The 15,711-nt window shown below is 44.6% G+C and carries 14 protein-coding genes; 2 read left to right on the top strand and 12 right to left on the bottom strand.

Features of this window, described 5'->3' with window-relative positions; genetic code table 11:
* Positions 1 to 74 precede the first annotated feature (74 nt).
* Together D8S85_RS01830 and D8S85_RS01825 are read right to left on the bottom strand one after the other, a co-directional pair.
* Positions 75 to 1,235 (bottom strand): FecR family protein, encoded by a 1,161-nt coding sequence (locus tag D8S85_RS01830; protein ID WP_106624536.1) that lies wholly within the window; start codon positions 1,233 to 1,235, stop codon positions 75 to 77.
* A 77-nt stretch (positions 1,236 to 1,312) separates the two neighbouring features.
* Positions 1,313 to 1,876 (bottom strand): RNA polymerase sigma factor, encoded by a 564-nt coding sequence (locus D8S85_RS01825; protein WP_228423317.1) that lies wholly within the window; start codon positions 1,874 to 1,876, stop codon positions 1,313 to 1,315.
* A gap of 129 nt (positions 1,877 to 2,005) precedes the next feature.
* Here D8S85_RS01825 and D8S85_RS01820 point away from each other — a divergent pair, with 129 nt between their 5' ends.
* Both D8S85_RS01820 and D8S85_RS01815 read left to right on the top strand, forming a co-directional pair.
* Positions 2,006 to 2,578, top strand: a complete 573-nt coding sequence (locus tag D8S85_RS01820; protein WP_127074748.1) for a hypothetical protein — start codon at positions 2,006 to 2,008, stop codon at positions 2,576 to 2,578.
* Positions 2,578 to 3,711 carry a serine/threonine-protein kinase gene (locus D8S85_RS01815; RefSeq protein WP_106624533.1) on the top strand — a complete coding sequence of 378 codons (1,134 nt, stop codon included), beginning with the start codon at positions 2,578 to 2,580 and terminating at the stop codon, positions 3,709 to 3,711. The genes D8S85_RS01820 and D8S85_RS01815 overlap by 1 nt, the downstream gene beginning before the upstream one ends.
* A gap of 37 nt (positions 3,712 to 3,748) precedes the next feature.
* On the opposite strand, the gene D8S85_RS01810 is transcribed toward D8S85_RS01815, so the two are convergent.
* From D8S85_RS01810 to D8S85_RS01765, 10 genes are all read right to left on the bottom strand, one after another.
* Positions 3,749 to 3,976 carry a hypothetical protein gene (locus D8S85_RS01810; RefSeq protein ID WP_106624532.1) on the bottom strand — a complete coding sequence of 76 codons (228 nt, stop codon included), beginning with the start codon at positions 3,974 to 3,976 and terminating at the stop codon, positions 3,749 to 3,751.
* On the bottom strand, positions 3,973 to 4,449 hold the full coding sequence (locus tag D8S85_RS01805) for a DUF3990 domain-containing protein (RefSeq protein ID WP_106624531.1): 477 nt from the start codon (positions 4,447 to 4,449) through the stop codon (positions 3,973 to 3,975). Before D8S85_RS01805 ends, D8S85_RS01810 begins: the two co-directional genes overlap by 4 nt.
* Complete coding sequence (locus D8S85_RS01800; RefSeq protein WP_106624530.1) at positions 4,446 to 4,874, bottom strand: DUF3791 domain-containing protein; 429 nt, start codon at positions 4,872 to 4,874, stop codon at positions 4,446 to 4,448. Before D8S85_RS01800 ends, D8S85_RS01805 begins: the two co-directional genes overlap by 4 nt.
* A gap of 83 nt (positions 4,875 to 4,957) precedes the next feature.
* Positions 4,958 to 6,568 (bottom strand): leucine-rich repeat domain-containing protein, encoded by a 1,611-nt coding sequence (locus tag D8S85_RS01795; protein WP_106624529.1) that lies wholly within the window; start codon positions 6,566 to 6,568, stop codon positions 4,958 to 4,960.
* Positions 6,569 to 6,571: 3 nt separating this feature from the next.
* On the bottom strand, positions 6,572 to 7,528 hold the full coding sequence (locus D8S85_RS01790; RefSeq protein ID WP_106624528.1) for a hypothetical protein: 957 nt from the start codon (positions 7,526 to 7,528) through the stop codon (positions 6,572 to 6,574).
* On the bottom strand, positions 7,525 to 9,288 hold the full coding sequence (locus tag D8S85_RS01785; protein ID WP_106624527.1) for a WG repeat-containing protein: 1,764 nt from the start codon (positions 9,286 to 9,288) through the stop codon (positions 7,525 to 7,527). Before D8S85_RS01785 ends, D8S85_RS01790 begins: the two co-directional genes overlap by 4 nt.
* Before the next feature lie 50 nt (positions 9,289 to 9,338).
* Entirely contained in the window at positions 9,339 to 10,214 is an 876-nt protein-coding gene (locus D8S85_RS01780; protein ID WP_158641682.1) for a fimbrillin family protein, read from the bottom strand.
* 35 nt (positions 10,215 to 10,249) lie between these two features.
* A complete protein-coding gene (locus D8S85_RS01775) occupies positions 10,250 to 13,687 on the bottom strand; it encodes a leucine-rich repeat protein (protein WP_127074747.1) in 3,438 nt (1,145 codons plus the stop codon).
* A gap of 16 nt (positions 13,688 to 13,703) precedes the next feature.
* Positions 13,704 to 14,603 (bottom strand): fimbrillin family protein, encoded by a 900-nt coding sequence (locus D8S85_RS01770; RefSeq protein WP_158641681.1) that lies wholly within the window; start codon positions 14,601 to 14,603, stop codon positions 13,704 to 13,706.
* A 174-nt stretch (positions 14,604 to 14,777) separates the two neighbouring features.
* Positions 14,778 to 15,710, bottom strand: coding sequence for a ribonuclease Z (locus D8S85_RS01765; protein WP_106624523.1), 933 nt, complete (start codon positions 15,708 to 15,710; stop codon positions 14,778 to 14,780).
* Position 15,711: the final 1 nt, after the last annotated feature.

Raw genomic sequence — 15,711 nt, 5'->3', positions numbered from 1 at the left:
AGATTTGTAAATTACTTGTTAAGATGAGATAATGGACATCGAACCTGAGAAATTTGTAGCCCGTTATCTCGTTTTTATTTATATAGGATCACTTGATCTCCTTCCACCCGATACTTCATATCCCCCGTACGGGTCAAAGCATCAAAAAATACATTTATATCATCATAACGTTTCAAATTACCCGTAAACGGCAAATCAACCAAACTCTTCTCCTGGAAAACTACGGATATATTATACCACCTCTCCAACGTCTTCATAATCTCTCCCAAACTCTTCTCCTTAAACACGTAAATTCCATCTTTCCAACCCACAAACTCTTCAACATCCACCTCCTTCTTTATCATCTGTCCGTCTTTAGAAGTCACTACCTGTTCACCTGGTAAAACGACAATAGGTTTACCCCCTTCTCTTTCAACACTTACTTTGCCTCTTACTAAAGTAGTATAACTTTCCGGTTCACCCGTGTAAGCACTTATTCCAAATGCTGTTCCCAACACCCGCACATCTCCAAAAGCAGTCTTCACAACAAAAGGTTTTTCATTTTTTGTCACGTCAAAAAATGCTTCTCCTTCCAAAAACACTTCACGACAATCACCAACAAAAGCCACCGGATATTTCAACTTCGTTTCCGCATTTACCCATACCTTAGTCCCGTCGTCTAGCGTGATTATACACTCTCCACCCCGAGGAACCTCCAGTTTGTTATAAATAACCTCTGTCGTTTTTTCCTCACCTTTATTATAAGCAATCTCCCCATTCTTATATTCAATATTCATACCCTTCTCCAACAACACTTGTGTCGCTATTTCTTCCACGTTAACTTTCGTACCATCTGCTAAAGTCAACGTGGCTTTCTTCTCCCCGGCCGGAATAATTTTCGAAACCAGTGGGGTCGGGACCACGTTTTCTTTCTCCCCCAAGGTCATCCACAAGGTAATGCCCAATGCCAATACCCACACGGCTGCAACCGCAGCAACCCAACGTATAGTTCTAATTCGTCTTGTATGTCCCCTTTTTTCTCTAAACTCACCATACGCCTTATCTGAAGAATACTTTTCATATTCCATAAATTGCTTCTTCAAATAGTCGCGATCCTGCAACTCCTCATACACCTCCTGTAAAGATTGATCATCCAACAATTGATCTAACTCCTTTTGTTCCTTATCACTCAAATCCTTTATTAACGATTTTCTGATCAAGGAAGCATCATCATATATATTTTTCTTTGTCATCATCTATTATATTTCACATTGTATACTCATAATACACAACTCTCGATTTCAGATGACACGAAAAGACACTTTTTTTTCAATTAAATTAAAAACAAACACACGGAATCTTGCAATTTTGAACGTAAATATTTGAACCCGCGACTCTTATGCGTTTTGACGGTATTTACACTTATTCTCAATTTTTCAGCAATTTCATCCCATGAATACCCTTCAATACTCATTAAAATTACTTTTTTCTGTTCCGAAGGTAGCCCTTCAATATACACGTACAACTGCCGTGTTACCTCCTCCCGAACCGTTTGCGCATACACGTCATCAGCAGTAAAATCACTTTCTGCCCCTATTGAATTCAATATGGTATCATGAATCTGGTTATTCCTCACGAACACCAACGCATTATTATAACAGGCCCGGTACAGATAACGAGTTAAATCCTGTACCGAATCAAACCTTTTTTCAGATCTCCAAACAGCAATAAAAACCTCCTGCACCAAATCCTCCGTACTCTCCGATCCCTTCAAAATCCGGTTCACATAAGTACACAATGCCGCATAGTAATGCTCGTAAAGACTCTTCCAAGCCTTTTCATTTTTGCGATTTACCCCGGATAAAATCAACTGCTCATCTATCATATCGGCATACATACTTCATCACCAATCAGACAAATATAGTGATTTAATTTTGACTTGCTTTTATCCGTTTAAAAATTTTTCTATTCCGCCATATTCTAGTAAATTTGTCATCATTTATAAATAAATCTAATTGTATATCGAATGAATAAATTGAAACCGGAAATAATGGAGCTATTGACATTAGTCGGAAAAAAGTATTCTCGAAACTTACTTACCACGACCGATTTCGACGAATTCTCTCTTCATTTAAAATCCGAACACGGTTATTTGATCTCCACCTCCACCTTAAAACGCTTGTGGGGGTACGTCAACGACACACATCAACCGCGCACACAAACCCTAGATTTATTATCCCGATACATCGGTTTCAATTGTTTCAGTGATTTTTGCATTCATTTGAAAACTAGTACAATATACAATTCTTCATTCTTCACCACACGACAAATACAAGTGCAGAATTTGAAACCGGGAGACGAGATAGAAATAGGCTGGTCGCCCAATCGTTACTTGCGCCTGCAATATCACGGGGAAGCCCACTTTCAGGTTATCGACTCGAAACAATCCAAACTGAAAAAAGGAGATTGCTTCGAAACAGCTTGTTTCCTAATGGGCCAACCTTTATTGTTATCCTACATTTTAAGAGATAACCAAAAAACTCCGCCTTTCATAGCCGGACGTAACGGGGGACTCACGTTAATCAATCAACTGACATAATGAACGAGGAGACTTTATCATCCGGCTTTTTCGGAGAAGATATAACCGTGGATATATACTCGGACCTGAAAGAATTCTATACGCCGGCTAACGGGTATAGCAGACTACATCTATGCCGCCGGTATGGAAAACTGCATATACTCAAAAGCCTACAGCCTTTCTATTCCTCACAAGAATTCTACAAACAACTCCTGTTGAAAGAATTCAACATCGGTTATCAATTGGACCACCCCAACATCCGCCATACCATCGGTTGGGAAAAGAATGACCTTTTAGGAAATTACATCGTACTGGAATATATCGACGGCATTCCGCTAACCACCTTCATTGAACAAGGCAAACTAACCCGAGCCTTAGCCTACAAATTTATCACGGAAATATGTAACGCCTTGCAGTATATCCACAACAAACAACTTATTCACAAAGACCTGAAACCCAACAATATTCTCATCACGTACAACGGGAATAACGTCAAACTTATCGATTTCGGACTTGCTGATTGTGATGATTATGAAATCCTAAAAATACCTGCAGGAACAGAAAAATACCTCGCTCCGGAACAACTAGACCCGAATGCGACTCTGGATTGTAGAACGGATATCTATTCACTAGGCATCATCATCGAAGAACTAGCCACAATCCTAAAAGATCGTAAACTAGCCTCAATTGCTCAAAAATGCACCTGCCAAAACCCAAATTCACGTTTCAACAATACCGCTGAAATCGTCGAAACCCTAAAAAGCAAATCTTTCGGAACAATCTACAAATACGCCGCATTCATCATCGTATCCTTCCTGATCACATTTCTTTACTTGCAATACCCTTTTGCCGGAAACAAATCACCGAATAGAAATACGATTACCCAAGTATATAGCAATTTTTCAACCGGTAACGCCTACCATCACACCCTCTTACAAGAGAAAAGCCGTTTACACCGGAATATAACCCGCTACTCGGCAAACCGCCAAGATTTAGTGCAAGATAGCCTGTTAATGTATCAAGCATTACGAAAAGCTTTAAATACCGATTACCCTGAATCTAATCAACGGAAAACCCCGGTGTACAAAAAACTCCTGACCAACATGCAACTAGACGTGAAACGGGAAATTAAAAACATCCGGGAAAAACTCTAAGATGAAAAACTCATTAATTGTCGGAAACAAGAATGCATTATTGCACCAGTTTCCCGTTTTTCAACTCTGAAATCAGAAGATCATAAACATAAGCCGGACTTTCAATGTATAAACCTGTTGAGAAATCTTCCAATTGGGCGAATGTTTCCGAATTGTGAAATACGGAGATGGCTTCCTGTAAATCCATATCATTTCTTTCCACCAAATAGCGGACTACATCAGCGGATATTCCTTCAAAAAGAAATTTTGCATTATTTGTATTCATAATCGTTTCAACATTTTTAGTGCTGTCTCCGAGTGAAAGAAATATTGTGACGTAACTTTCGAGAATGTCAGTTCACGCAATAACTGTTCTTCGCTAATAAAATTCTCGATATATAACCGTAATAACCGAGCAATGGTATCATCAGCAACCGGACCGATAACAATATCATAATCATGACAAGGCTGAACGGTATTTATATCTCTGTTAGACATAACAAACTTAGCCCATTCCCTGTCAGGCTTTTCAAAGATTCTTACTTTCAATCCGCTTGCCCGCATTACCTCTTTCAAGTCAAATTCAAATGCGGTCAGTGTCGGATCTCCCTTGAACATCCGTGCAGTCCTTGCAGCCATCCTTTGGGCCTGTTCCTGAATATCTGTGAGATAAAACCCTTTGCCGAAATCTTTATACGGACGGCATTTGTCGAGATCGATAGTGTCAATTGCCATATTCGAGCCGTGGTACAGTATCATTTCAATGTGCCTCCGTAATTTTGGCAGACAACGGTCAAGTCATCCACACAATCATTAAATGACAGAGTATGTTCCACATCGTAAAATTCAACGAGAAAATCAATCCCCTTGAAACGTCCGATATAATTGCTTGCCTCCCGAATTGTCAAACCATGCCGACGTGCAAACTCGATAATTACCGTCATCACATAATCAATCAGGTTCTTGTCCGCTTTCTTTTTGGGTTTGAGTCCGACTACCGGCTCGACACCCAATGCTTCTGCAAGACGATTGATCGTATTAAAATTGACACATAGGCCGTTTTCGACCTTTGAAACCATCGCTTTTTGAACACCGATCATCGCCCCCACCTCTTCTTGGGTCAGACCTTTACTCTTCCGATATTGGCTAAGAAGTTCTCCTATTTTCTGTAAATTCGTATTCATACAACAAAGATACAAAAAGTATCTTATTCAGGAAACTTCAAATTACAAATAAAATTCCAAATGATATTTCTCCACAAACTCATTTACTCCACGACCCGTCTAAACTTCCCCCACGGATCGGCATAACGATACCTGTTTTTACACCCGGAAGGCACGTAAAGCACACACGAATCAAAGAAATTCCCTCCTTCAAAGGCCTTTGACGCACAGGCAGGAGGAATATCCGCCAACACACGCAACTCCTCCAACATACACCCGTCAAAACAATAATCAGATATATACATCGTTCCACTCCCCAACGTCACGGAACGTAACCCGGTACATCCTTGAAAAACAGCCCCCGGTATCGTTGTAATTCCATCGGAAAGGATCACTTTCTTAAACTTGGCACCTCGAAACGCCTGAAGTCCCAAACCGACAACCGAATGTGCCATCATCAAAGTATCCACGGGTGCATTTTGAAAAGCACACCCGGCAATCTTCTTCACCCCTTCCGGAATTTCAAACACAGTTTGTACCCTCCCCTCCGGGTACAACAACAACGTCTCTTTCCCCTTGTCATACAAAATGCCGTTTTCCATCGTGAAACTGGAATTCACAACAGATACTCGAAACTCTTTCAACGAAATACATCCCTCCGAAGAGGCAAAACTTCGCACCTCGTCGGGAATCGTCAGCACCGTCAACCCCGTACACCCCTTGAATACATCCTTCTCCACCACCTTCACCGTATTCGGCAAGGCCACCTCCAGCAGATTACTACAATTCATAAACATACCATACCCCAACGTATCATTAGCCGTATAGCGGGAAGAATAGTAACTCATTCCACCCTCGACAACCTGTACATCCGTCAGATAAAGCCGACTCAGCTTTCCCGGAGTCTCTTCTCCGTCAACTCCCCTCCCCAACATATCCCGCAACAAACGGAAATCGGAACCGTTCAATTTTCCACTAATAGAAATCTCGGTCAATTCATATTTCAATCGTTCGCCAATCACCTCCGACAAGGTCCCCGGCTCCGAAATATATATCGCGTTATCCGTGACAAACTTCACTTCCCCCGTGTACACCTCTCCCACGGCATTGGCAGCATAAGCCCGAACCGCGTAAGACGTGGATAAATTCAAATCTGTCAACCGAGCCCTAAAAACACCCTCTTCTTCCAATTCTGCTGCAACAAACAACTCTTCCGCCGACCTCTCTCCCCGGTATTTAAATCCCAAAAAAGACAAAGCCTCCCCACCGTCCTCGACCAACACGCACTGCACAACTGCCGTTGTCGGCCCTTTATTAATCAAAACCATCTCTTCCAACACAGGTTCCGTGTTCGGGTAAGTACGGAAATGCAACACATCCGTTCGTACCGCACTGCCTCCATTAGAAACCTCCAAATAATAATAATACTCCGTCCCCGCCTTCAGCCCTTCCAACATAACCTCTGCCCCCTCTTCCGTCCGGGTAGCGGCAACCCGCACTACCTCCTCCGGTGAACTGCCATACACGAAATAACAATCCCGCACAACGCCATCCCCGTTTAAAGCAATTTCTCCGGACAAACAGGCCGTATTCCGGGTAATCCCGGTAGCTTCATGCAACGTCAGCGTCGGGGGTAAAACCGTTGGCCCTGTCTCTTTCGAACAAGCTGTTCCCACCATCACACAACAGATAATATAGAAGTAAAACTTATACATACTCTAAAAATTAATCCCGACACCTAACACGGGTTCCCAATATTCACCCCGGATCGTCAATACCCCCAAAGAAACTGCCACCCGGCGCACCTCCATCAGTACCCCGACTTCACCCGCAACCCCTTTCACCGAATAATCCGTATTTTGTAACTTAACACCTTCCAAGGTCTCCCAAACCACTCGTTGCTCCCCGTATCCAACACCCTCGTAAACATGCAACAACCCGATTACCCGATGGATCCCACCCGCAGTAACCGTGTTCAAAGCCCGGGATACGGAACTCTTGTAATAAGGAGTCGGTTCTCCCGAAACCAACTCACCCGCCTTATTACATTTTCCCGAAGTCGAAAGGAACCGGAAATTACTCTGCACGTGCAACCATACTCCATGCTTTCTCATGACCCCGCACCTCAACCCATTCGCAATCTCCCCCTCGTGTATCCCCAAAGTCGCCAAAACAAAATAAGCCGGTTTTCTTCCCCTCAACTCACCCCCGGACACGGCACGAAGCGAATAATCCAAAGGAGTATTCTCCAATCCCCGGAACGAACGCCTCAACACCTCCGGGTAAGGCTTCTCCTGCACCTTCTCGGGAGGGGGAGCAATCACCAACTCGTACGTCAAACGGGACTCCAACGCTGACGGGAAGCGATAATCCCTCAACACCCCCCAACGGGGATGCTTGATCGTCAATTTCATCGTCCCGTGAGGCACGTAAATCCATATTTCACCGACCTCGTTCTTTCGGGCTACAATCCCCAAGGGAGTTGAAAAAACAACGTCCGGGTCTCCCACCACCTTAATCAAGGCACAAGCTTCATCGTTTAAATCCCTTACCGGATCCACCCAAGCCGTGATGTCATTCGTCAGACAACGAAAAGAGCGGACCTCGAACTCCTGGGCATCAATCGAATGTCCCAGGAAACACAACAGGATTATCAATGCTATTTTACCCATCATTCCAAATTAAAACTTCCGATATTAAATATCTCCTGTTCAGGTAACGGCGTGTATTCATCCATCATGCGGGGTTGCCACGTACGCACGTGTATCTTGGGAGCCGTTTGATCCCGAAAATCCCACAACAAAAACAAATACCCCTCGTCGGAATATATATCCGATTTATAACTCTGTTTCACCGAAACCCCGTATATCCCCTTTTTCGTGGGATGTCGCTTTATCGTGAAATCATTGAATTTCACATCAATATGCTGATTTCTCCTAAAAATCATCTTCAAATGATACAAGTACTCGCGCTTACTCTTCACGCTATAACGTACCTGCTCGGAGGACAAATAAAGCCTCTCATTTGAGGGTGCTTTCCGGATCACCGTCCCCACGACAATCAACGCCTCCTCGCTAAACAACTGCTCCAGAAAATCAATATCTTTCGTCAGATATGCCATCCGAAAATGTTCCATATAATTCAATATAACCCGTCGATTCGAAGCATCCTCCTCCTGCAATCCCCCATCCAACACTTGCTTGGCCTCCCGGTAAAAAGGACTGTTCTTATCTATCACACGGGCCTTAGACAAAACAGGTTCCCGGGATGGTTTAACATCTTTCTTTTCCTTCACGGGCCCAACCATCACCGAATCTTTCGCCGCCTCATGTCGCATGAACACTTGGGGATACTCCCTAGCTGCTTCCTGATCCCAGTGAATAATTGAAAATTTATTCGGTCCGACCATCTGCCCCCCTTCGTCTATCAAATAATAAACGCCATTCTCACACACGAAAGCATATCGGTCAAGATCTGAAATCCAATCATACACGAACTCACTAAGCGGTCGTCCCTCGAAATCAAAAAGAGCCCACTTACCCCGTAACTTCAATGCCACCCGCCGATCTCCAATCATCCGTCCATCGTCATAATTCGCCGGAATCAACACCTTGCCGGACTTATCCATCACCCCGACACCCGATTCCGTCCAAAAAACCGCCGCATCATAACGGAACGGCATCACCTCCTGTACCCGTGTCGGCAAATACAAACAAACATTTCCTTCCCGATCCAACGCCCCGCAATAATCCTGTTCCAGATTCTTAAACATCAAATACCCACATGAAAAACTCTCTTGTATCCGACTATTTTGTAACGTGATATAAAATTGGACACCCCCCTGTTTATTAATCACCTGATAAGCCAACCGACCCTCCCCGTCGGCAATTCCCACAACAGCCAAACCTTCCGAGAAATCAGCGGCATAATCGTACACCGGTTTAATCACCATTTCGCCACGCGTATCCATATAACCGTACTTCCCGTTATTCGTGTACACCAACGCCAAACCTTCCCTGAAATTATGTGCCATCAATATGCCATGCCCCTGGTAACTATCCACAACCGCCACTTTTTTCCCGAAGCGATCCACCACCATCAACGGCCCGTCCTTCTCCTCTTGGGCAAACGTCACCTCCTCAAAGAAATAACCGATCGTGACAAAACTCTTGGGCGATACCGATTTCAACTCACCCGAAAAACTATATAACTCGTATCTCCCCGAATCATTCGGCACGCTCAACCTTTCGTTCACCACCGCCGAAGGCCGGTATGCAAAAGCGTTGATCGTCCTGATCGTCCCGTCCGTACCAAGAAATCCCCATTCATTTCCCCGGGTCACCTTAAACGGTAAAGCATCTATTGCTATTCGCCTCTCTTCACAAGAAGCAAATAGCAATAGACACGTGAATAGAAATATTCCGATTCTTATCATAGACGGGGCTTTACAACATCACATACGGCAAAAATACACATTTCTTTCTATTAATCCCAATTTTCAATTTCACCCCCGATCTCAATTTTCACCTGTTCCGGATTTTTCGAAATCACCACCGTTACCGTGTGTTGTATTCCCGGCTTGAAAACAAATCGGCTCTCCACCAGATAAGCAACTCCTTTCATCACCACCTCCACCAGCGGTTTGCTATTATCAATGCGCTGAGGCACCAATATGGCCGAATACTGGTAAGTCCCCGTCTTCATCGCCCGAATTGTCGCCGCCGTACCGTAAGGATTCTTGGTTACAAACCCCGCACTCAAATCTATCGTGGCCGATGGAACCGTGTTATGTACATACACTTCGGCCTCTTCAGGCAGTTCCCCGTCATAATCCTCACCCTTGACCAACCGGACATTCAATCTACTCATCCGGTGAGCAAACGTTAACTTCACCGCACCATCCCCAGCGGTCACGTTCTTCGACCTTGCCCACAGGAAATCGCTAGCCTCGTAACCTCCCAACAAACTCCCATCTCTCGCCGTAGTCTGGTCCAACGCCACCTCAAACGGCATATCATCCACGCTAGTTAACGGGGAAACGTACGGGTAATACCCGAACACGTCATACGCACCGTCATTCCAATAAATCTTTCTTCCGGACTCCCATTTCGAACCGGAATACGTCAACAACTCGTTATTCACATAATTCCCGGAAACTTCCAAAGGAGCATCTTTCTCCGTCAAGAACACCCCCATCCGGTCACCCGCCTCGAAATCAGTCGCGGTGGCCCGGGCAAGCGAAGGATGTACCACGTCAAAAGTGACAAACAGATTATCGGGCTCTATCTCCTTTTTCGAATTAGAGCAACCAGCCGAGAGGCACAGGAAATAGAGTATCCCGATTCTGTATATTATTTTCATGCAATTCATAGCTTACTTGTTTTTACATTCAACCCTTATTTCAAAATATCCGGTTTCCCCTCATGAATCCGGGGCGCGTATTGATTACCCCGCACCGTAACACCCGGACGATCCGCGTAACGGGACAACGATTCACCGGCATCGCGCTTGTCATTCGCCACGAACTTCTCAAACGAGTAAGATTCCCCGGCATATTCCATGATTCGTTTCACGATCGCTTCTCGACTGATCGCACTATAATAAGGGATGTCATTATTCATACAGCTATTCTGTTCCGAACGGAAAACTCCACGTGCATGCATAAATCCTCCCTCGTAAATATCCACCACGTCACTATACCGATCATCAAAAATGAAATGAGCCCAAGGCACTTCATGCATTTTTCCGGTAAGGGACAAGTTTTCGTACCATCCCAAAGATTTCGCAGAATTAAATTCTTTTACATGCGCACAACAAGTACAATCACAGAAATCAATAAACGCATTGTGATAGATGTACTCATCCCCTAGCTTACCGAAACCATGTCCTCCGGCCTCATGTTGAATCACACCCCGGGAATCCAACGGATACCCGTAATCACTCAACGGACAGAATGCTATAGCGGAACCATCTCCCCACATCTGGCAAATTCCACCGTAATCCGTTGAATTCGGTGTTATAATAATCAATGTTTGATTCAAATTCCCTTTGTTCACCGTCGGCATGTTCAATGCGTAAGCAAAGACGGCATCGTAATCACATCGCAAACCAACCCCTCCCGTGTACGTTGTCTCGAATTTCGTGTATCGAATCGTATTTACTGTGCCGACACCACTTTCTGGGGAAACTGCGATCCCCGTGTAAATATTGAAATAATCTCGATATGTCCGATAAGGTTCTATATCAAAGAAACGTTCTACTTGCTCCTTTATCATTGTCATATAATTCCCTTTCGAAATATCCAAAGCACTATAACCGTCTCCCAAAAATACCAGATTAACCCCGTTACCAATTTTATGCTCCTGCAAGGTGATAATCTCGTCCTCTCCGTATTCGTAATCATATTGTGTTACATGGCAACGTGTCGTGTAGTCTTTATCCTTCAACTGGAACACGACATCCCCCTCGCGAGGTTCTCCACCCCGGCTCAACTCCTTTATTGTCAACATCAATTCGGTCTTTTTCGATCCTTCCATTTGAGACAACACACACCAGTCAGGCAATTCGATTACCTTCCAATCTCCCTCGGCATTCAGCACCAGACGACGAACACATTCCGTATTTATAGCTGTCGCCAACGCCGGCCTGCAAACCAATTCCCGATGAGCTGCAATTCGTTTAAAATCACTCCATCCAGGAGTAACTTGATACTGTGCTACAACAGGTTCCGGGACCTCTAATGTAAAATTATCTTTGGGCACCCCATCAAAAGCCCCCGCCTGCACATAAGCCGGAATAGTACCTTTACAGACAATACTTCCGATACCGAAACAATTTTGGAAAGCACCACCATTTTCTCCCCAACTCACCTCGTAACGAATATTTTCCAAACTTTCCGGAAAAACCAAACCTTCAATACTACGACATTGGGCAAAAGCCCCGGCCCCGATACTCTGTATCCCCTCCGGGAATTCCAAAACACCCATCAAACGCCAGTTATAAGCGAAAGCCTTATCACCGATAGACCTCAATCCATCGGGCAAAACCAATGTCCCCGAAAAATCACAACCGCAAAATGTATTCTCACCGATTGCTGCAAGATTCTTTGGCAAATGCAACTCTCCTTTTAGAGAAGTGCCTTCAAAAGCGCGTGCTCCAATAGATACAATTCCATCATGCAAAGTTAAAGTTCCATTCAATCCCGAACAACCTGCAAATGTAGCTTCTCCAATCTCCATTACTCCCTGAGGTATTGTTATTGAACCCGTTAAATTTCTACATCCACCAAATGCATCGCTATCCAGAAATTCCAAACTACCCGGTAAATGCAATTCTCCATAAAATCCCGAGCATCCATAAAAAGCTTGTATTCCAATGTATCTTAATTTTTCCGGAAGCTTCAATTCACATACAAATTTACAACCTCTGAAAACGCCAATACCATACCCAGTACCTAATACTTCTAATGTTGATGGCAGAGACAAAGTTCCTGTCAAATTTTGACAATTGAGAAAAGCCGCATTCTCGATTTTCGTAACACCCTCCGGTATAATTAACGAACCGGTCAAGTTTCTACAATTGCTAAAAGCACTGTGGCTGATTTGTTTCAATTGATCCGGCAACACTAATCTTGTCAAAGAATATTTAGACTCCAATGCATTACCTGGAATTACATCATCCTCACCTTTTATCTTTACCTCCTTCAGATTCAACGACTGCAACAAATTCATCGAATCCCGCATAAAATAAAAATCACCTGCATCAATCTCCCCCGTAATCTTCAGATTCTGCAACTTTCGAAAATCCTTATTCGCCGCAACAATCGCCTCCTTCAACTTCCCAGCCTCAGATTCAATCACGATATACTCCCTTGCCGTCGCATTGTGCGTTATCTCATCATTCTCCCATGCCGTAATCGATTCGCTCACCAACACGAACTCATACGCACCGGTATTTTCCTTTTTGTCTACTCGAATCGTGAAATTATGCATCTTCGAAGGCACGTAAGTAAATGCCTCGTTCTTCTTGAAAGTATACACCACACCATCAACCGTTATCTTGAACAACTCCGTTCCGGCATTCACCTCCTGCGGCACGACGATCGCCCGGAATACCCCATCCTTCTGATAAGGTATCGTTCCCGTGGTAGCAACCGCCCCCGTGGCCGTCACGTCCCCGGTATTCAAATCAATCAACGCCTTCCGTTTCGTATTTGTCACCAACACCTGTTTCTCCAACCCCGTCCATTCCCCTTCGGCAAATCCCTCTCCTTCCATCAGTGTCACCCGTGCCGTACTCATTTTATGACGGAAAGCCAAACAAATCACTTTCGTTGAAGGTTCCACCTTCTCCGCCTTTCCCCAAAGAAAATCACTCGCCTCATAGCCTCCCAAATTCCCATTTGCCCCCGCCTTCGCCTGATCCTTCTGCACCTCAAAAGCATACTCGCTGATACTCCCCGGAGAACTCCAAGGATAATACCCGTACACGTCTATCGGGGTCTTCGTATCATTCCAGTAAATATCATACGCCCCGCTCCATTTATTATTAGCCTCATTGTACGTGAACTGCACATTAGAAGCCCGATTCCCTTCCAATGCCAACTCTCCGGGATTTCCTCCCTCGTAGTCCACGATATACACCCCAATCACATCCTGATCACAAAATCCCCCGTCATTCACCCGCGACAGCATCACCTGGTCAATCTCCCCCGACAAATCAATCGGAAGTCGGGGATCCTCGCCTCCCATCACGCCTTCATCTTCCCGGCAGGCAAAAAGCAAGCATAGAAACGCCATCATGCAGGCAACCAAAACACAATATCTTCTTTTCATAGCTTATCATTTTAAACTATTCAGCCACACCCCCGTGGTCAACACCATCCTCCTCCCAACTACCGATGCCGACATTTATACCATTATTCGTCTTATCGACCGTAACCGTAAACGTGTACCGTTTATTCGCTTCAAACGTGAAAGCCTTCCTCAACGTGTACTCTTTCTTGTTAATAAGAATAACGATCAGTCCCACCTCCTCAACAGATTGCGGAACGATCAACGCCTTGTAACACTCGCCACTCTTCCAAGGGATGATCACCTTCTCCCCGCCTTCCGCCGTCACAGTTCCCGTTGCCAAGTTGATCGAAGCTCCGGCACAGACACCGTGTACGGTCACGCTCTCGATAACCCCGTTCAACTCCTCCTGCGTGTACCCCTTACCGGCAGCCACCTTAATCTGCATACAACTGCAAACATGTTTCAAGGTAATATCAACCGCGTTGCTCGACGGTGACACCGCACCCGTTTTTCCCCACAAGAAATCGGATGCCTTATAACTGGTTTCCGTCGATTGATCCTCTGCCACCGAAAACTTGTACGCCGTAACATCCGTTACTGTCGCATACGGATAATAACAATAGAAATCAGCCTTCGTCGTACCATCTTTCCAATATATATCTCGCTCTGGTGTCCACGCAGAAGAATAAGTAAACTTCACGTTATCCGCATGATTTCCCGTGTTCTGCAACGTCCCGGCAGACGAACCGTTATAATTCACCACGAACAAACCGACCTTGTCTCCCGACTCGAAATTCGTTTCCGTAGCCCGGGAAGCGATACCGCAATTTAAAGCAATTCGCACTTTCGGAGTTTCCGGTTCCATTGGAGGGATTACTTCCTTTTCACTGCCCCCTCCTGAACACCCGTACAGCGAAAGAAAAACTAAAATGTGCAACCAAAATACTACTTTCATAACTGTTATTTTAAATATGATTTCATTTTTTCTATACAAAAATACAGGACAATTCAACATCAAACAAGTTCATAATAGTTCACACCACCTACTATATGCCACTTGTCTTGAAAATCAGAATAAAAGTTAGAGAAACCTTAGCTCAAAAGTGGAACAAGCCATACCAGAACAACATTATCCCCTCTTCACGGCCGGCAATTCGAATACCGCCCCATCATAACACAAATCCGTGTTCGGGAAAATCTCCCGTGCTTGTTCCAACAAAGGGGCTGGGTCAGGATAACGGGACGAAAAATGTCCCAGCAGAAGATGTTTTGCCCCGGCAAGTACGGCCATTCGGGCTGCTTGACCTGCAGTACTGTGAAAAGTGTCCTTGGCCAACCCCTCAAACTCGTTCCCGTAAGTGGATTCGTGATAAAGTAAATCAACCCCCTTCACGTATTCGGCAAAAGTCTCCCGGAAAAGCGTGTCCGTCATGTAAGCATAAGAACGGGGTGCAGGTGGTGCTGTCGTTAAGCGACTATTCGCTATCACTTCACCGTCGGGAGTAATATAATCTTCCCCTTTTTTCAAACGATGCATGAAAGCCACGGGAACATGAAAAGCATCCGTCATCTCCCGTTTAATGTTCCGCTCTTTCTCTTTCTCGGCAAACAAAAATCCGGTCACCGGAGCCTCGTAACGATGTTTCAAAGGAAAAGTGTGAACCGTCATCATACGGTCTTCATATATCACACCGGGTTCACGGTCCAGGTAATGGAATATCAACGGGTAATTCAGACGAGCGTTCATCACCTTTAACTGGAACTCAACAATTTCCTGCAAACGCTTATCCGAATAGATATGCAATTCAGCCCGACGATTCTGTAATGAAAAACTGGACAACAAACCGATCAGTCCGAAAAAATGATCCCCGTGCAAATGGGAAATAAAAATATGATTAATCTTATTGTAGGGTACCTTAAAACGCCTCAACTGTTGTTGAGTACCTTCACCACAATCAATAAGAAAGTACCGCTCAAGTACATGAAGTACCTGAGCGGCAGCATTTCTTTGAAGCGTGGGTACGGCCGAACCGCACCCTAATATAGTCAATTCGAATTTCACA

The sequence above is a fragment of the Butyricimonas faecalis genome (assembly GCF_003991565.1).
In the GTDB taxonomy this organism is placed as follows: Bacteria; Bacteroidota; Bacteroidia; order Bacteroidales; family Marinifilaceae; genus Butyricimonas; species Butyricimonas faecalis.
This window is presented reverse-complemented; position numbering and strand designations above follow the sequence as displayed.